Below are 16,440 nucleotides of genomic sequence, written 5' to 3'. Positions count from 1 at the left end.
CGGGGGGGCGGGCGGCCGGGGCGAGGGCGGGCGGGGGGGGGCCCGCGGCGGCGCGCGCGGGGGGCCGGCCGCGGACCCCCCGCCCCCCCCCCGCAGGTGTGTCACGGTTGTCGATGCGGATGGTGATCGCGGTCGCGGTCAGCCGATCGCTGCGAACGCCTTCGCGAAGGCGTCCTTGTCCTGGGTGATCGAGCTGCAGGTGGCGTCGGCGGTGGGCTTGGTGCCGCCGGCGCACTGCTTGTCGCGGGTGGCGGACCACATCGACAGCCCGCCGAGGCCCTTGGACTTGGCGAAGTCGACGAGCTGGGTGGCGTCGTCCACCTTGAAGACCTCGGTGGAGACGTCGTTGACGCCGATCATCGGGGTGACGGCCACCGTCTTCCAGGCGGCCTGGTCCGAGAGCCCGAGCACGCTCTTGACCTGGGCCTGGGTGGCGGTGGCGGCCTGGGTGGCGTAGGTGCCCATGTCGCCGTTGTACGAGGCGCCGTAGTCCATCGCCATGATGTTGACGGTGCTGATCTTCACGCCGTTGGCCTTGGCGTCGGCGAGCAGGTTCACGCCGTCCTGGGTGAGGCCCTCCGGCATGACCGGAAGGGTGAAGGAGACGTCCAGGTTCGGGTGGCTCGCCTGGAGCTTGGCAATGGCCTTCGCGCGGTTGGTGTTGGCCGTGGTGTTGGGCAGCGCACCGCCCTCCACGTCGAAGTCGACCTTGGTCAGGTTGTAGGCGTCCACGGCCTTTCCGTACGCCGCAGCCAGCGCGTCCGCCGAGGAGCAGGTGGTCGCGAGTTCCGAGCCGGAGGCGCCGCCGAAGGAGACCCGGACGTCACCGCCCTTGGCGCGCAGGGCGCCGATCTGGGACGCCACGCCGTCGCTTGCCAGGTCCGTCACCCCGCCCCACTTGGGCGTGCAGCCGCCGCCGTCGGTGACGAAGGCGAGGTTGTAGTTCTTCACACCGGTCGCGTCGGCGGCCGCCAGGAGGTCGAACGCCGGGTAGAGAGAGGTGTCGACGTACGGGGCGAAGCCGGCGGAGGTGGCGGTGCCGGTGCCGGTGCTCTGGGTGGGCGACGCGGTGGGGGTCGCCGTCGGGGTGGGGGTGGAGGTGGCAGAGGCCGTGGCGGTCGGGGTCGGGGTCGGCTGGGTGGACTGCGTCGGGCGGCCGCTGGGCTCCGGGGTCGCCGTGCCGTCCGCCGAACAGCTCGCGTTGTCGATACGGCAACCGGTCGGGTCCCCGCTGCCGTTGACCACGAAGCCGACGGTGACCGACTCGTCGGCCGCGAGGCCGTCCGTGTCCCACTTCGGCGGCTTCACGGTGACGTGCTGACCGCTGACGGTGTACTCGGCATTCCACAGCGAGCTGAGCTTCGCGCCGGTCGGCAGGTCGAACTCCAGCGTCCAGTCCTTCTCCGTGGCACCGCTGTTGTTCGTCACGACGTACTGCGCGGTGTACCCGGTCGACCAGTCGCTGGTCTTGGTGTACGCGGCGCCGGCCCCGGCCGCCTGCGCGATACCGGTGAACAGGATCGCCCCGCCACCGACCACGGCCGCCGCGACCAGACCGCCTATCGCCTTGTTCCTGCCACTGATGCTGCGCCGGTGCGTGCTCATGCGCGTGCCTGCCTTCGCCTGCCGAATGGGGGGGGTGCGGCAGCACGCTAGCGACCCGGATTCGGACAAACGGCCTGATAGGTACGGGCGTTGCGGATCTTAGGGTGCGCTTAAGGAAGGGATCGGGACCGATTAAAGGTCGAGACCAATTTTCTTGATCTCCCCGGTACCTCGCCTGCCCGCCTCCCCCGACTGCCTGCGCGAACGGCGCCTGCGCACCGCCCCCCGGTGCCCCTTCCGCTCCGGCTTCCCACCGTCCAGCTGGATCCAGATCCGCACCTCGGTCCCGCCGAGGACCGACGAGCCGATCCGCACGTCCCCGCCGGTCGACTCGGCGAGCCGGCGCACGATGTCCAGGCCGAGCCCGGTCGACCCGGCCGCCCCGGAACCCCGCCCCCGGGCCATCGCCGCCTCCGGGTCCCGGATGCCGTGCCCGGCGTCGGAGACCAGCACGATGACCGCGTCGTCCCCGTTGTGCACGTCGACCGCGAAGGCGGTGCCCTCGGCGGTGTGCCGGAAGACATTGCCGAGCAGTGCGTCCAGTGCCGCGGCCAGGTCGGCGCGGGCCACCGGTATGCGTACCGGCCGGTCGACACCGGCCACCCGCCACTTGCGCCCCTCGTCCTCCGCGAGCGCCGACCAGAACCCCATCCGCTCCCGCACCACCTCGGCCGCGTCGCACCCGGCGCCCGGCCCGGCGGCCGCCGTCTGCGGCTTGGCCTCCCGGGCGGTCCGGATGATGGTGTCGACCTCCCGCTCCAGCTGGGCGACGGCGGCCCGGGTCTGCTCGGCGGCCGGCCCGTCCCCGAGCGAGGCCGCGTTGAGGCGGAGCACGGTGAGCGGGGTGCGCAGGCGGTGCGACAGATCGGCGGCCAGCTCCCTTTCGTTCGCGAGGAGTTGTACGACCTGGTCGGCCATCGAGTTGAACGCGGCCGCCGCCAGCCGCAGTTCGGTCGGCCCTTCCTCGGGCACCCGCGACCCCAGCTTGCCCTCGCCCAGCTCGTGCGCGCCCTCGACCAGTCGCTGGGCGGGCTGCACCATCCGTACACCCAGCCGGTCGGCGACGGCGACCGAGCCGACGACCAGCGCCAGGCCGACGGCTGCGAGCACCGCCCAGGCCGTGGAGACGCCGTTGGTCACCTCGGACTCGGGGACGTACACCTCGACGACCGCGATGGCACCGGAGCCGAGCGCCACGGGCTGCAACAGGGTGGAGCCGCCCGCCACCCCGGTCGTGGAGGCACGCCCCAGCTTCCGTACGGTCGCGATGTCCCGGTCGGCGGCGCGCTGCCGGCCGATGTCGACGGCGGCACCGTCTCCGGACGCGGGTATGTGCACGGCCATGCCCCGGTCGGCGCCGGCCGAGGCCACCACCCGCTCCAGCTTGTCCCGGTCGGTGGTGATGGACAGGGCGGGGGCGACGGCGGCCGCCTCCCGCTCGGCGTTGGAGAAGGCACGGTCCCGGGCCATCTCCTCGACGACCAGGCCGAGCGGGACCGCGAAGGCGACCACGACCATCGCGGTGACCGCCAGACAGACCTTGACCAGTGCCCATCTCATCCGACCGGCCTCGCTTCCCCGCCCGGCGGCTCCAGCTTCACACCGACTCCCCGAAGTGTGTGCAGATACTGCGGCTGGGCCGCCGTCTCCCCCAACTTCCGCCGCAGCCAGGACAAATGCACGTCGATGGTCTGGTCGTCCCCGTAGGACTGCTGCCAGACCTCCGCAAGGAGCTCCTTGCGCGCTACGACGACCCCGGGCCGCCCGGCCAGAAAGGCCAGCAGATCGAACTCGCGCCGGGTGAGATCCAGCCGCACCCCGTCCAACTCGGCCTGCCGGCGCAGCGGATCGACGGTCAGCCCGCCGACCCGCAGCACACTGGACGGCGCCACCTCGCCGCCGCCCGACCGCGCCCGGCGCAGCACGGCGGACATCCGCGCGGACAGATGCTCGACGGAGAACGGCTTCGTCAGGTAGTCGTCCGCTCCGGCGTTGAGCAGCCGGACGATCTCCGTCTCGTCGTCCCGGGCGGTGGCGATGATCACCGGCACGTCGGTGATCCCGCGCAGCATCTTCAGGGCCTCGGAGCCGTCCAGGTCCGGCAGTCCGAGGTCCAGGACGACCACGTCGAAGCGGAAATGGGCGACCTCGCGCAGCGCCTCCAGTGCCGTACCGACGCTGCGCACGGTGTGCGAGGCGTCGGTGAGATGCCGGATGAGCGCCGAGCGGACGAACTGGTCGTCCTCGACCACGAGCACACTTGCCATGCGCCGCACCGTACGCCATGCGGCAGGCGCCGGTCCGAGCCTGTGGATAACTCGGGTCGAGTGCGCACGGCGGTACGCCTGGGGCAGTATGGCCCGCGATGCGCAGAGGACTCGTACACGTACTGGCTTGGCTGCTCGCCACGGGCGCGGCGGTCACGCTGTCGTGGTGGGGCGTCCACACGGTGATGGCGGGCACGGCCTACGACCCGCCGCGCGCCCTGCCCATCACGGCGGCGGACGACGACCCGACGACGCAGGGTTCCAAACCGCTGGCGCAGGCCACGTCCCGCCCACCGAGTCCCTCACCCACCGCCTCTCGCCGCCCGTCGGCGACCCCCACTCCGACGCCCTCCCGCACCCCGACGGCCACCCCGGCCCCGTCCGCCACCGCGTCCGGCGAGGTCAAGGCCTACGACACGGACGGCGGCCGGGCGGTCTTCGACCTGGGCGACACGAGCGCGACCCTCGTCTCGGCGACGCCGGGAACGGGATGGTCGATGCAGGTCTGGAAGACGGAGTCCTGGATCCGCATCGAGTTCAGCAGGAGCACGGACCGGGTGTCGGTGTTCTGCACATGGCACGACGGCCCACCGCACGTGCAGGTCGAGACCTACTGAGACCCCACGCTTGCCGAGAAGCCCTGTCCGAAGCGCCCCTTCAGGTGCGCGGGGCAGTATCAATGTGCGGCTACCGCCGCGTGGGCGCCGACCAGCCCCCGCCCACCCGCAGAATCAACGAAATACGGATGGCGGCGGAGAAGGCGAAGCCACAGCCACCGCATCCGTCACGGCGATCGCCCCACCGGTGAAGTCCCGCAACGCCCGCCCGTGTTCGACCCGCCCAGGGTGGGAGTCGGATGCACAGCGCCGGGTCAGCTCCCCGACCGGCAGCTGTACGTCGGCTGCCACCAGCACCGCGTTGCCGAACCGCTTCCCCCGCCACACCCCCGCGTCCGCCACCACCGCGACCTCCGCGAACCGCGCCGCCACCGTGGCGATCTGCCCCCTCAAGTGCACGAGCGGCGGCCCGTCCGCGAGGTTCGCCGCGTAGGCACCCCCCGGCCGCAGGACTCTCCGGACCTCGTCCAGGAACTCCGTGGACGTCAGGTGCGCCGGTGTGCGCGCCCCGCTGAACACATCCGCTATGACCAGGTCCGCCCACCCCTCCGGCACCTTGCCCAGCCCCTCCCGGGCGTCCACGGAGCGCACCCGTATCCGCGCGTTCGGATCCAACGGCAGCTCCCGCCGGACCAGTTGGACGAGGGCCGCGTCCCGTTCGACGATCTGCTGCGTGGACCGGGGCCGGGTCGCCGCGACGTACCGCGCCAGCGTGAACGCCCCGCCCCCGAGGTGCACCACCTGCACCGGTCTGCCCGGCGGTGCGACCAGGTCGATCACATGGCCGAGGCGGCGCTGGTACTCGAAGGAGAGGTACGCCGGGTCGTCGAGGTCGACGTGCGACTGGGGGGCGCCGTCGATGAGCAGGGTCCAGGCTCGGCCGCGCTCGGGGTCGGGGATGAGCTGGGCGAGGCCGCCGTCCACCGGCTCGACAACGGCCTCGGCGGCGGCAGCCGACCGGCGCCGTGAGTTCCTGGACTTGCCCATTCCGCCATTTTCGCAGGCAGCGGCCGTACCGGAAATTCAGCAGCAGCTGTCCGCCACCTCGATCAGCCGGGCCGCCTCCCCGAGCGCCCGGCGCAGCACCGCCGGGTCCGTCGCGGGGTCGGCCTCGCCGGGCGGCAGCAGCCAGTCGGAGCCCTCGACCGGCGGCTCGGGGTTGAGCCGCAGGCCGCGCCCGTCGGTCCCGGTGCAGGTGCTGCCGGGGACGTCCCAGCCCGCCGCCGTACCGGCCGGCACCACGAAGCCGAGGGTGCCGCCCCCGTCGTCGTGGAGCACCGGCCCCACCGCGTCCCCGGCCCCCCGGCGCAGGATGTCGACGGCCTCCAGGCCCTGCCGGGCCGGCACCGTCACGAGGTCGCATCCCGCATCGTCTGCCGCCGAAGTCGTCGACGGCGTACAAGGATCGTTGCTCTGGCTGGTCTCCATCCCGGCCTCCACCGCGCAGCCCTCTTGCAGTCCATGACCTCCAACGCGCCACCGCGTCAACGGCTACGGCGGAAGTCAGCCGCAAAGGATGGCAGTTCATGGCAGATCATGCATGAGATATCCGGTTTGTAGCTAAACCCAGCGTCACGGACCCAACACAGCAGGTACGTTCTTGCCCGCCGGAATCAGGGGTCCACTCGGACAACTCATCACGAGTCCGGCATGGTTCGACGGTTCGCACGAGAGGACCCGGCCATGGCGTCGTCAACCACGACCTCGTCGCAGCCCGATCGGCCGGTACGGCCGAACCACGCCTTCCGGCAGCTGCGCGGCCGGCATTCGCCGGCCGAGTTCGCCGCGCTGGTCCGGCGTGCCGCCCGCGAGATCGGCGAGCGGGTGAGCTGTGACGCGCGCTACATCGGCCGGGTCGAGGCGGGTGAGATCCGCTGCCCGAACTATGCGTACGAACGGGTGTTCCTGCACATGTTCCCCGGTCGCACGCTCGCCGACCTCGGCTTCGCGCCCCGCTCGTCCGTCCGCGGACGCGGGGCACGGCCGCCCGAGGACACGCCCCTCGCACTCGTGAGAGGTGAGACGCAAGGGGCCATCGAGCCGTATGACCCGAAGGGCGGGTTTCAGCCGCAGGACAGGTTTCAACCGCAGGACACGTACGAGACGCACGACAACTACGAGGAGAGCGACGTGCTGCGTCGCCTATTCATGACCGGCGGAGGCGCCACGGTGGCCGCCGCCACGCTGGCCCCCCTGGGGTCCACCATCGACGCCGTGGCGGCGAACCGGCCGGTACACCGTGCCGGGTCCTCGCACGCGGCCGCCCTGGAGGAGGCCGTACGCCGGATCCGGCTGCTCGACGACCGGCACGGCGCGGACGGACTGTACCGGCGCGCGGCGGCTCCGCTGCGCGCGGCGTACGCGCTGCTGGACGCCGGCGCGACCCGGCAGACAACCGCCGACCGCCTGCACTCGGGCGCCGGTGAACTGGCCATCTCGGTGGGCTGGCTGGCCCATGACTCCGGCCGCTTCGACGACGCCCGCTCGCACTACGCGGAGGCGCTGGCTACGGCGCGGATGACCGGAGACCCGGGGCTGGAGGCGCACGCCTTCTGCAACACGGCGTTCCTGGCGCGGGACGCCGGGCGGCCGCGGGAGGCGGTGCGCGCGGCACAGGCCGCGCAGCGGGTCGGCCGGCCGTTGGGCTCGGCCCGCCTGATGTCCCTGCTCGCGCTGCGCGAGGCGGGCGGCTGGGCCGGGCTCGCCGACCGCACCGGCTGTGAGCAGGCCCTGGTCCGGGCGCAGGCCCTCTTCGAGCGGGGCCACTCGGACGCCGACCCCGAGTGGATGAGCTTCTACGGGGAGGCCGAGCTGGAGGGCCTGGAGGCGCAGTGCTGGTCCATGCTGGGCGACTGGCGGCGGGCCTCACAGCATGCGCGCAGGGCCGCCGAGCTGCAGGATCCGCACTTCACGAGGAACATCGCGCTGTACACGGCGGAGCTCGCGGACGACCTCGCCCGTGGGGGACGTCCCGACGAGGCGGCGCGGGCGGGGCTGCGGGTCCTGGACCTGCTGGACCAGGTCCAGTCGTCACGGATCCAGGGGATGCTGGCGGGTACGGCGCGGGTGCTGCTGCCGCACCGCCGGGCGAGCGGGGTCCAGGCGTTCCTGGACCGGCACGCGTCGACTCCGCGGGTTGTGTAGGGCCGACGGGGGTCGACAGGTGGTCGTGCGGCTGCGGGTGCGTGGGGGCTGGTCGCGCCCACGCGGCGGTAGCCGCATATCTGATACGGCCCCGCGCCCCTGAAGGGGCGCTGTAGCCGCGGGCACCCTGCCGGCGCCGGTACGCGCCCCCGCCCGCCCACCGTCAGCCCGCCAAGTGCCCCGAGTCGTTCCAGCTCTCGATCGCGGGCTCGCCGTAGGCCCACCCGAGCACCGACAGCGACGTCGGGTTCAAGCGGATCCGTGCCGCGAAGTCCAGCGGCAGGCCCAGCCACCGCGCCCCGATCGACCGCAGGATGTGACCGTGGGCGAACACCAGTACGTCCCGATCGGCCGAGCGGGCCCAGGCGACGGCCTCGTCCGCCCGCGCGGTCACCTCCGCCAGGGACTCGCCCCCGGGAACGCCGTCCCGCCAGATCAGCCAGCCCGGCCGGGCCGCCTGGATCTCCGCCGGGGTCAGGCCCTCGTACGCCCCGTAGTCCCATTCCATCAGCGTGTCCCACCGCTCGGCCCGGTCACCGAACCCGGCGAGTTCGCACGTCTCACGCGCGCGTGCCAGCGGGCTGGTGCGTATCTCGGCGTCCGCGAGACCGTCGTACGGCGGCCGGTGCAGGCGCTCGCCCAGCAGCTTGGCCCCCCGCCGGCCCTCCTCGAGGAGCGGTACGTCGGTCCTGCCGGTGTGCTTGCCGGACAGCGACCACTCCGTCTGTCCGTGCCGGGCCAGCAGGATGCGCGGTGCCATGGAGGACGAACCCTTCGGGAGAAATTCGGAAGCGGGACACCTCCATCATCACCCACCCTGGGAACGCGCCGGGAACGGGCAACCCGGCGGGCGGTCTCCGCGTCTTTGAGGGCTGAGCGCCCCGCATGGGCGGGAATGCGCGCAACGTAAAGTGTCACGGTCGGCCCGCCGGGTGCCGCGCGGACAGGGACGAGAAGGGGGAGGCAGTCGGATGCCGCAGACCGAGAAACGGGGCACCGAGGTGACTGCGCCGACCCGACTCCGCTGGTGGACCGAGTTGCCGCTGATACTGCTGGTGTACAGCTGCTACACGGCCGGCCGCCTGCTCGCACGCGGCGACACCTCGACCGCCGTCGACCACGGCCTGGCGATCCTGCGCATCGAGAAGGCCCTGCACCTCAACGCCGAGCACCCGCTCAACCGCCTGTTCACGCGGGAGGCGTGGCTCGGCATACCCGCGGACTTCTGGTACGCCTCGCTGCACTACCTGATCACCCCGGTGATCCTGGTCTTCCTGTTCCGCAGGCGCGCCGAGATCTACCGGCGGGCCCGCACCTGGCTGATGACGTCCACGTTCATCGGCCTGATCGGCTTCACCCTGCTGCCCACCTGCCCGCCCCGGCTGCTGGACGTGAAGTACGGCTTCGTCGACACGATGGCGCAGTACAGCTCGTACGGCTGGTGGGACGGTGACGCCAGCGCCCCGCGCGGTCTCGGCGGCATGACCAACCAGTACGCGGCGATGCCGAGCCTGCACTGCGGCTGGGCGCTGTGGTGCGGGGTCATGCTGTGGCGTCACGGCGGCAACCGCCTGACCAAGGTCCTCGGCGTGGCCTACCCGCTGCTGACCGCGATCGTGGTCATGGGCACCGCCAACCACTACTTCCTGGACGCGGTCGCGGGCGTGTTCGTGATGGGCGTCGGCTACCTGATCGCGCCGTACGTGATGCGGGCCGCGGACTTCGTCCGGGTCCGGGTGACCCAGGGCACCTCACTGGTCGCAGCACGCTCCGGCGGCACGGTTTCCCCGATTGTCAGTGGCGGATGCCAGACTTCGGCGGGTGAGCGCATTCCATCGCAGCGCGAGTCCCGGCTCGCCTCCGGAGCCGAACCGGACGCCGCCCCCACCGACGCGGGGGACGGCGCTCCGGCACCAGCTCGCTGAGCTGCGCGGCCCCGACGTCCCCGCCAAGGCCCTCGACGCGCGCGCCCTCGCGGCGCTCGCGGCGAACCCGGGGTGCCGACGGCGGGCGATCCTGGACGGCGCCGGGGTGGACAAGACCGCGCTGGCCAGCGCCCTCGGCGCACCGTCGGCCTTCGGCCAGTCCCAGTTCGCGCTGACCCGGGGCAACGCCTTCGAGGCGAAGGTGAAGGCGGACGGCGGGGCGGAGTTGCTGCGGCTGGTGCGCAAGCACCTCGATCCGGGCGCCGAGCCGGCCGAGCGGGCCGCCGTGCCCGACCTGGCCGCGATCGGCCCGGAGGGGCGTACGGCCCGTACGGCACTGGCGCTGCGCGAAGCCGCCGCGACAGGCGACACGGTCGGCGAGAAGGACGGCGAGGCAGGCGGCTGGGTTCTCCTCGACCACCCGATGCTGGCCCTCCAGGTGGCCGGCTCCCCGGCGTTCCTCGAGCCGGACGCGGTGGTCGTGCACCCCGACGGCAGCTGGACGGTCGTCGAGATCAAGTCCTTCCCCATGCTGGACGGTTCGGCGGACCCGGCGAAGGTCGGGGCGGCCGCCCGGCAGGCGGCGGTGTACGTGCTGGCCCTCGAGGAGGTCGCGGCCCGCCTCGACCCCGCCCCGCGGGTACGGCACGACGTGCTGCTGGTCTGCCCCAAGGACTTCTCCAACCTGCCCACCGCCGCCGCCGTCGACGTCCGCAAGCAGCGCGCGGTCACCGCCCGGCAGCTGGCCCGGCTCACCCGCATCCAGGACATCGCCGACACCCTCCCGGAGGGCACCTGCTTCGCGCCCGGCCTGCCCGCCGAGCAGCTGACGGCGGCCGTCGAAGCGGTCCCGGCGGCCTACGCGCCCGAGTGCCTGTCCGCCTGCGAACTGGCCTTCCACTGCCGGCAGCGCTCCCGCGCGGCCGACGAGGTCACCACGCTCGGCCGTGCGGTCCGGGCCGAGCTGGGCGGGCTGACCACCGTCGAGGACGTCCTGTCGGCGGCGCGCGGCGACAGCGGCGACCCGGCCGACCCGGCGGTGGCGGCCCTGCGCCGGGCGGCGGCCCTGCGCGCCGAAGCGCTGAGCGCCCAGGGGGCCATGTGTCCCTGATCACCACCCTCGCCCGTCTCGAAGCCGTGAGCACGGGCACCGCCCAGCCCGCCGCGACCGTCCGCCACCGGCACCTGTCCGGGCGCCCCCTCGTCTTCGTGCCGCTCACCACCTCGGGTGAGGCGGGTGCGCCCCTGGGCGCCCTGGTCGGCACCGACCGGGACGCCCCGCGCCTGCTGGTCGTACCGCAGCCGCGCGACCGTGACCTGCGGTTCGCGTTCCTCGCCGAGCTCGCCGACGTCGTCCTGCCGTACCTGGAGTCCTACGCCGGCTCGGTCGAGGCGGCCGAGCGCACCGAGACCGACCCGGAGACCGGCAAGCGGGTCAAGGTCGAGGTGGAACTGTGCGCGGACGCGCCCCAGTTGATCGTCCCGGGCCGCGCGGGCATCGAGTACGTACGGCTGCTGGGGCGGTCGACGCGCTTCAGGCGCACGGCGGAGCAGGACCCGGAGGCGCCCTACCCGGCCCCGCCCCGGGTGCCGTTGCTCGGCCGCTGGCTCACCCACTTCGGCGAGCGCGCCCGCGTCCCCGGCTCCTCCCTCCTCCTCGCCATGACGGACCTGCTCTCCCGGCACTGGGCGACCGGGCAGTCCGGCGTCGAGGACCAGCACCTGGGCGCACTGCTCGCCTGGATCGACCCGCCGCAGGGCAGCACGGGCGCGGAAGCGGCGCGCGTGGCCGAGCTGGCCCGGGACGGCGACGGCCAGTTGCTGTGCCCGCCGGCCGGCCCGGCCACCGACCCGGCGTTCGACAACAAGCTGCTGGCCCCCGCCTTCGAGCGGTACGACCGCGCCCGTACCGCCCTGGCCGGCGCCGAGGACGGCCTCCAGGCCGACACCCGGCTGGCGATCCTCACCGCCGCCGAGCGGGAGGTCCGCGACCTCGTCGCCAGCCGGACCCGGCCCACCTGGGACGCGGTCTGGCGCGGCCTCGACCTGCTGCACCGGCTGCCGGAGGGCGCCCGGGTCGAGGAGCGGTGGACCCGCGACCGCTGGTCGTTCACCGGTCACCGGGACCGGGTGCTGGCCGGCGAGCCCCCGCAGCCGCGCCGCGACGACGCGGTCACCGCCGCCAACAAGCTGGCCACCCGCGAGCGCGAACAGGCCCGGCTGGACGCCCAGGAGGCGCTCGACGACCCGCTGGTGATGGCGGGGCGGCGGCTGACCGGGGAGGCGTTCGCGGGCGAGGTCCTCGATGTCGTCATGGCGTACAGCGAGGGCAAGCGGCCCAGCCCGCGCCCGCTGGTGACCCTGCGCACGGAGGACCGGCCGCATCTCGGGGAGCGCGCTAAGGCGTACCGCTCGCTGGGCGGCAAACCGCAGTCCATGGAGTTCGTCGGGTACGAGGCCGAGGGGGTCCTGGTGCTCCGGGTCCTGGACAAGATGGGCCGGGGCAAGGAGCCGGAGGTCGGGTCGGTCCCGGAGAAGGGCGACCGGCTCACCTTCACCCTGTTCGAACACGAGCAGCGCGGCGGGGCGAAGCTGCCCGACCCGGAGGCGACCCCGTGGACCCACGGCGGCCCGCCGGGCGAGGCCGCGGCGGAGCGGGCCGACACGGTGACCGAGGAGGACGTGCTGTGACCGCCGACGTCGATTTCGACCCGGGTGCGGCCGCCACCCGCGCCACCGACGCGATCCTCCACGACACCCTGCACGGCACCGACCGGGGCGTGGTCGTGGACTCCCCGCCGGGCGCCGGCAAGTCCACGCTGGTGGTCCGCGCGGCCCTCGAACTCGCCGCGGCAGGCCGCCCCCTGATGGTGGTGGCGCAGACGAACGCGCAGGTCGACGACCTGGTCCTCAGGCTCGCCGAGAAGAACCCGGAGCTGCCCGTCGGCCGGCTGCACAGCAGTGACGCCGACCCGTACGACAAGGCGCTGGACGACCTGCCGAACGTCCGCAAGTCGGCGAAGGCGGCCGACCTGCGGGAGGCACCGGTGGTGCTGTCCACCGCCGCGAAGTGGGCGCATGTCACGGTGGACGAGCCCTGGCGGCACGCGATCGTCGACGAGGCGTACCAGATGCGCTCGGACTCGCTGCTCGCCGTGGCCGGGCTGTTCGAACGGGCGCTGTTCGTGGGCGACCCCGGCCAGCTGGACCCGTTCGCGACGGTGGGCAGCGAGCAGTGGGCGGGTCTGTCGTACGACCCCTCGGCCTCGGCGGTCTCCACCCTGCTCGCCCACAACCCGGGCCTGCCCCAGCACCGGCTCCCGGTCTCCTGGCGCCTCCCCGCCTCCGCCGCCGCGCTCGTCTCCGGCGCGTTCTACCCGTACACCCCGTTCCGCAGCGGCACCGACCACGGCGACCGCCGGCTGGCCTTCGCCGTGCCCTCCGACGGCTCCGGGCCCGACCGGGTCATCGACGAGGCGGCCGAGTCCGGCTGGGGCCTGCTGGAGCTGCCCGCCCGGCACACCCCGCGCACCGACCCGGAGGCGGTCCGGGCGGTGGCGACGGTGGTACGACGACTGCTCGACCGGGGCGGAGCGGCGCTCTCCGAACGCTCGCCCGATCCGTCCCCCCTCACCGCCGACCGGATCGCCGTCGGCACGGCCCACCGAGACCAGGCGGCGGCGGTCCGCGCGGCCCTGGCGGAGCTGGGCGTGACGGACATCACCGTCGACACCGCCAATCGCCTCCAGGGCCGCGAGTACGACGTGACGATCGTCCTCCACCCGCTCTCCGGCCGCCCCGACGCCACCGCCTTCCACCTGGAGACTGGCCGCCTGTGCGTCCTCGCCTCCCGGCACCGCCAGGCCTGCATCGTGATCTGCCGCGCCGGCGTGACCGACCTCCTGGACGACTACCCCTCGACAGAACCGGTCCAACTGGGAACCCTCGTCAAGTTCCCGGACGGCTGGGAGGCCAACCATGCGGTCCTGGCCCATCTCGCCGAACACCGAGTGACCTGGCGACCCTGACGAAGGCCCCGCTCACCACCCCATCCACCGGACGGAGTCCGGCACGCCGCCGGAGGCGGCCGACAAAAACAGCCCGGACGGCTGGGAGGCCAACCATGCGGTCCTGGCCCATCTCGCCGAACACCGAATCAGCTGGCGACCATGACGCCCGGCCGGTCCGGCACCGGGCGTTTTCGCTCACCCGGCTGAGCAGAGAGTCAGCCGGCGGCCTTGGGGTGGGCTTGCGCGGGCGCGAGAGAATGGACGGTGGCCATCGAGCCGTAGGCACCGAACCGTACGAGGAGGACCAGACATGGCGGAGCCCACGCCGCGTCGGAACGAACCGCGGCTACGCCCCGCGCACCTGCTCTTCGAGCCGGTCGCAGCGGTCGCCGACCCGGAGCACTTCTTCGGCCTGGAGTCGATCGACGACCCCGGGGCGCTGCTGGCGCGCGCGACCGAGCTGACCCAGGCGTTCCGCGTGGCCACCGACCGGGCGGTGGAGTTCCAGGCCATGGCCGCCGCCCAGCTCGCCGACCCGCGCCGCTTCGACCGCCTGACCCCGGCCGACATCGCCGCGCGGGCCGAGTGGACCGAGGACTACGCGAAGAAGATGGTCGAGTTCGGCCGGGACCTGCTGAAGGGCAGCGAGGACGCGGAGCCGGCAGAGCCCCTCTAGCGGTCTCCGTGGAGCGGGGTGCCGCACGCGGCATATGCCAGGCGGGCAAGATACTCCCTCCGGTCCATCCCGTCCCGGTTTTCCGCAACTCACGGCGAGCGCAGTCTCACGATGGGTATCAATTCCCTATGAGCAGCACACCGCACGAGACGCCTCTCCACGGCCCCGGCGAGCGCTCCGACGCCGCCGGGGTCACCTCCGACGGAGCCGCCTGGCTCGCCTCCGCAGGAACGTATCCGCGGAGCACGCTCGCCTTCTGGGAGGAGCGGCCGGATGCCCCGGTCGTACTGCCCTGCGGCTCGGTGTTCGACGTGGTGAACACTCCGGCGGTGTTCGGCCGCCGCATGCTGGACCGGCTGTGGGACGAGGGACCGGGCTCCGGGCCGGTCGCGGTGTTCCGGGGCCGGATGCTCCTGTTCGCCGCCACCGGCACCGCCGCCCGGCTGCCGTCGCTGCTGAGCTGGGAGGAGTGGGGCGGCCGCAGCCAGGCCGTACCGCCGCTGCTGTGCCACGGCACCGGCGACGCGGTGACCGTCCCGGCGCTGCACGGCGACCGGTCCCCCGCCCCGGCCGCCCCAGCCGCCCCGGCCAGCACGCGCTGGCTGGTCGCCCCGGATACCCGGCACCCCTGGCTCCCCGGACCGGAAATCCTGCTCTGGGCCGCGGTACGGGCCGCTCGCTCGGCCGTGCGGATATCGATTTTTCCTCCCGCCGATCAGGATGCTAAGGTCTACGACGTCAGCAGGCGCCGCTAGCTCAGTTGGTTAGAGCAGCTGACTCTTAATCAGCGGGTCCGGGGTTCGAGTCCCTGGCGGCGCACGCGAAGTAGGCGAAAGGCCAAGCTCCTGTGAGCTTGGCCTTTCGTGTTTCCGAACTTGTCGCCCTTCTGACCCCGGTCACCTTTGCGACCCCGTCGCCTTTGCGACCGTGTCACCTTTCCGACCGCGTCGCCTTTACGACTCCGTCGTCGGCGTGTCAGTCCAGCTCCCTCGGCGTGATCTTCACATTCCACGCGCCGGACGCCGTCCGCCCCTCCACCTCGACCCGCACGCCGTCCCTCGGGACCGTGAAGCTCTCGCCGAGGGCGACCGGGGCGTCGGCCAGCGGCGGGTAGACGGAGTTCTCCCAGCAGGCCTCGGTATGCGGATGGGCGTCGATCACCTCGATCGGGCCGCCGCCGGAGGCCGTCTCGTCGCGGACCCGGTAGACGAGGATGCCCTCCCGGCAGGCCGCGCTGTCGTTGCCGGACATGCCCCGCGCCTCGAAGGCCAGCACGGTGTCGGGCCCGGTGCGCACCACCGCCAGTTTGGTGCCGTCGCCGAGCCCGAAGGCCGGCGCACCCGCGGCGCCCTGCGCCGGCACCCCGGGTCCGGCGGACAGCGGCTCCAGGGTCAGCCGGGTCGGCGTGACCCCCCGTACGCACACCACCTGGCGCGGATCCAGCCATCCGAGCTTCCACTTGTGCCAGGCGAGGAGGTCCGGGGACAGCCCGAACTGGCTGCCCATCAGATCCCAGTCGCCGACGTAGGTGTCCCAGTCGCCCTTGCCGTCCACCGGGCGGTGGTAGAGGTCGGGAAGGTCGAAGACATGCCCGGTCTCATGGGCGAGAACCAGCCGGTCCGGCGGATGCTTCTCGAAGACGGTGACCACCCGGCGGACGTCCGTGCCGTCGACGTGCACCGGGACGTCCAGGTTGACCACCTTCGTGGCGTCGGAGTCGACGCCGGGCGCGTCCGGGTCGGCCACGAAGTACACGACGTCGTAGCGCGAGAAGTCGACCTCGGGATCGGCCGCCGCGAACGCGTCCCGCAGGTAGGCGGCCCGCAGCACCAGGCTCCAGTCGCGCTTCATGCCGTAGGCGACCGAGGGCCTGGGCATCCGCAGCCAGTGCGTCAGCGGGTGCGGCCGGATGGTGAACTTCCCGTAGGAGGCCTGCTCGTAGTAGCGGCTGGTGGCCGGGAAGTGGTCGGCGACCAGCTCCGTGGGGGTGCTGCGCGGGGGCGCGTCCGGGAAGGAGAGGAAGACCATCACGGCCGAGAGCGGGTGGGTGGGGCGGGTGTAGTCGGCGTTCCAGGTGTCGACGCCCTCGGAGTGGTGCGCATCGGTCCGGTGCAGGGCGCAGGGGGCCGTGGAGAACGGCTCGGCGGCCGACGGTCCGGTCAGGATCGTCGTCGCGACGAGCGCCGACATCGTGGT

General features: G+C 73.1%; 15 protein-coding genes and 1 tRNA gene. 9 read left to right on the top strand and 7 right to left on the bottom strand.

Annotation, left to right across the window (positions count from 1 at the left end):
- Positions 1 to 138 precede the first annotated feature (138 nt).
- From ACWGJB_RS44450 to ACWGJB_RS44440, 3 genes are all read right to left on the bottom strand, one after another.
- Positions 139 to 1,605 carry a glycoside hydrolase family 18 protein gene (locus tag ACWGJB_RS44450; RefSeq protein ID WP_453385738.1) on the bottom strand — a complete coding sequence of 489 codons (1,467 nt, stop codon included), beginning with the start codon at positions 1,603 to 1,605 and terminating at the stop codon, positions 139 to 141.
- Between the two features lie 132 nt (positions 1,606 to 1,737).
- Positions 1,738 to 3,165: a sensor histidine kinase gene (locus tag ACWGJB_RS44445; protein ID WP_453385737.1), complete on the bottom strand. Its 1,428-nt coding sequence runs from the start codon at positions 3,163 to 3,165 to the stop codon at positions 1,738 to 1,740.
- Positions 3,162 to 3,872: a response regulator transcription factor gene (locus ACWGJB_RS44440; RefSeq protein WP_453385736.1), complete on the bottom strand. Its 711-nt coding sequence runs from the start codon at positions 3,870 to 3,872 to the stop codon at positions 3,162 to 3,164. Before ACWGJB_RS44440 ends, ACWGJB_RS44445 begins: the two co-directional genes overlap by 4 nt.
- Before the next feature lie 98 nt (positions 3,873 to 3,970).
- On the opposite strand from ACWGJB_RS44440, the gene ACWGJB_RS44435 reads away from it, so the two are divergent.
- Positions 3,971 to 4,489 carry a hypothetical protein gene (locus ACWGJB_RS44435; RefSeq protein ID WP_453385735.1) on the top strand — a complete coding sequence of 173 codons (519 nt, stop codon included), beginning with the start codon at positions 3,971 to 3,973 and terminating at the stop codon, positions 4,487 to 4,489.
- A gap of 114 nt (positions 4,490 to 4,603) precedes the next feature.
- Here the strand turns inward: ACWGJB_RS44435 and ACWGJB_RS44430 are convergent, their stop codons facing one another.
- Together ACWGJB_RS44430 and ACWGJB_RS44425 are read right to left on the bottom strand one after the other, a co-directional pair.
- Complete coding sequence (locus ACWGJB_RS44430) at positions 4,604 to 5,476, bottom strand: spermidine synthase (protein ID WP_453385734.1); 873 nt, start codon at positions 5,474 to 5,476, stop codon at positions 4,604 to 4,606.
- Between the two features lie 36 nt (positions 5,477 to 5,512).
- Entirely contained in the window at positions 5,513 to 5,917 is a 405-nt protein-coding gene (locus tag ACWGJB_RS44425; RefSeq protein ID WP_453385733.1) for a hypothetical protein, read from the bottom strand.
- A gap of 255 nt (positions 5,918 to 6,172) precedes the next feature.
- On the opposite strand from ACWGJB_RS44425, the gene ACWGJB_RS44420 reads away from it, so the two are divergent.
- Complete coding sequence (locus ACWGJB_RS44420; RefSeq protein ID WP_453385732.1) at positions 6,173 to 7,633, top strand: hypothetical protein; 1,461 nt, start codon at positions 6,173 to 6,175, stop codon at positions 7,631 to 7,633.
- A 163-nt stretch (positions 7,634 to 7,796) separates the two neighbouring features.
- Here the strand turns inward: ACWGJB_RS44420 and ACWGJB_RS44415 are convergent, their stop codons facing one another.
- Positions 7,797 to 8,393, bottom strand: a complete 597-nt coding sequence (locus ACWGJB_RS44415; RefSeq protein ID WP_453385731.1) for a histidine phosphatase family protein — start codon at positions 8,391 to 8,393, stop codon at positions 7,797 to 7,799.
- 211 nt (positions 8,394 to 8,604) lie between these two features.
- Between ACWGJB_RS44415 and ACWGJB_RS44410 the strand changes: the two genes are divergently transcribed.
- From ACWGJB_RS44410 to ACWGJB_RS44380, 7 genes are all read left to right on the top strand, one after another.
- Positions 8,605 to 9,558, top strand: a complete 954-nt coding sequence (locus ACWGJB_RS44410; RefSeq protein ID WP_453385730.1) for a phosphatase PAP2 family protein — start codon at positions 8,605 to 8,607, stop codon at positions 9,556 to 9,558.
- Positions 9,455 to 10,669, top strand: a complete 1,215-nt coding sequence (locus ACWGJB_RS44405; protein ID WP_453385729.1) for a hypothetical protein — start codon at positions 9,455 to 9,457, stop codon at positions 10,667 to 10,669. The genes ACWGJB_RS44410 and ACWGJB_RS44405 overlap by 104 nt, the downstream gene beginning before the upstream one ends.
- On the top strand, positions 10,660 to 12,249 hold the full coding sequence (locus tag ACWGJB_RS44400) for a hypothetical protein (protein WP_453385728.1): 1,590 nt from the start codon (positions 10,660 to 10,662) through the stop codon (positions 12,247 to 12,249). The genes ACWGJB_RS44405 and ACWGJB_RS44400 overlap by 10 nt, the downstream gene beginning before the upstream one ends.
- Positions 12,246 to 13,586, top strand: coding sequence for an AAA domain-containing protein (locus tag ACWGJB_RS44395; RefSeq protein ID WP_453385727.1), 1,341 nt, complete (start codon positions 12,246 to 12,248; stop codon positions 13,584 to 13,586). Before ACWGJB_RS44400 ends, ACWGJB_RS44395 begins: the two co-directional genes overlap by 4 nt.
- Positions 13,587 to 13,878: 292 nt before the next feature.
- The gene (locus ACWGJB_RS44390) at positions 13,879 to 14,244 is read left to right on the top strand and encodes a hypothetical protein (RefSeq protein WP_384477583.1); all 366 of its coding nucleotides are present in this window, start codon (positions 13,879 to 13,881) and stop codon (positions 14,242 to 14,244) included.
- 128 nt (positions 14,245 to 14,372) lie between these two features.
- On the top strand, positions 14,373 to 14,999 hold the full coding sequence (locus ACWGJB_RS44385) for a bifunctional DNA primase/polymerase (protein ID WP_453385726.1): 627 nt from the start codon (positions 14,373 to 14,375) through the stop codon (positions 14,997 to 14,999).
- Positions 14,990 to 15,063: transfer RNA gene (locus ACWGJB_RS44380), tRNA-Lys, on the top strand. Before ACWGJB_RS44385 ends, ACWGJB_RS44380 begins: the two co-directional genes overlap by 10 nt.
- A gap of 156 nt (positions 15,064 to 15,219) precedes the next feature.
- On the opposite strand, the gene ACWGJB_RS44375 is transcribed toward ACWGJB_RS44380, so the two are convergent.
- On the bottom strand, positions 15,220 to 16,434 hold the full coding sequence (locus ACWGJB_RS44375; protein ID WP_453385749.1) for a M6 family metalloprotease domain-containing protein: 1,215 nt from the start codon (positions 16,432 to 16,434) through the stop codon (positions 15,220 to 15,222).
- Positions 16,435 to 16,440: the final 6 nt, after the last annotated feature.

It is taken from the genome of Streptomyces sp. NPDC054813 (assembly GCF_053611365.1).
Note: the sequence above shows the minus strand (reverse complement) of the source record. Positions and strands in the feature narration are given on the sequence as shown.

Bases quoted from the DNA above. Each gene is read 5' to 3' on its own strand.
- ACWGJB_RS44435 (WP_453385735.1), top strand. From the start codon at position 3,971: ATGCGCAGAGGACTCGTACACGTACTGGCTTGGCTGCTCGCCACGGGC.
- ACWGJB_RS44385 (WP_453385726.1), top strand. From the start codon at position 14,373: ATGAGCAGCACACCGCACGAGACGCCTCTCCACGGCCCCGGCGAGCGC.
- ACWGJB_RS44375 (WP_453385749.1), bottom strand. From the start codon at position 16,434: ATGTCGGCGCTCGTCGCGACGACGATCCTGACCGGACCGTCGGCCGCC.
- ACWGJB_RS44420 (WP_453385732.1), top strand. From the start codon at position 6,173: ATGGCGTCGTCAACCACGACCTCGTCGCAGCCCGATCGGCCGGTACGG.
- ACWGJB_RS44425 (WP_453385733.1), bottom strand. From the start codon at position 5,917: ATGGAGACCAGCCAGAGCAACGATCCTTGTACGCCGTCGACGACTTCG.
- ACWGJB_RS44430 (WP_453385734.1), bottom strand. From the start codon at position 5,476: ATGGGCAAGTCCAGGAACTCACGGCGCCGGTCGGCTGCCGCCGCCGAG.
- ACWGJB_RS44450 (WP_453385738.1), bottom strand. From the start codon at position 1,605: ATGAGCACGCACCGGCGCAGCATCAGTGGCAGGAACAAGGCGATAGGC.
- ACWGJB_RS44415 (WP_453385731.1), bottom strand. From the start codon at position 8,393: ATGGCACCGCGCATCCTGCTGGCCCGGCACGGACAGACGGAGTGGTCG.
- ACWGJB_RS44410 (WP_453385730.1), top strand. From the start codon at position 8,605: ATGCCGCAGACCGAGAAACGGGGCACCGAGGTGACTGCGCCGACCCGA.
- ACWGJB_RS44445 (WP_453385737.1), bottom strand. From the start codon at position 3,165: ATGAGATGGGCACTGGTCAAGGTCTGTCTGGCGGTCACCGCGATGGTC.
- ACWGJB_RS44390 (WP_384477583.1), top strand. From the start codon at position 13,879: ATGGCGGAGCCCACGCCGCGTCGGAACGAACCGCGGCTACGCCCCGCG.
- ACWGJB_RS44440 (WP_453385736.1), bottom strand. From the start codon at position 3,872: ATGGCAAGTGTGCTCGTGGTCGAGGACGACCAGTTCGTCCGCTCGGCG.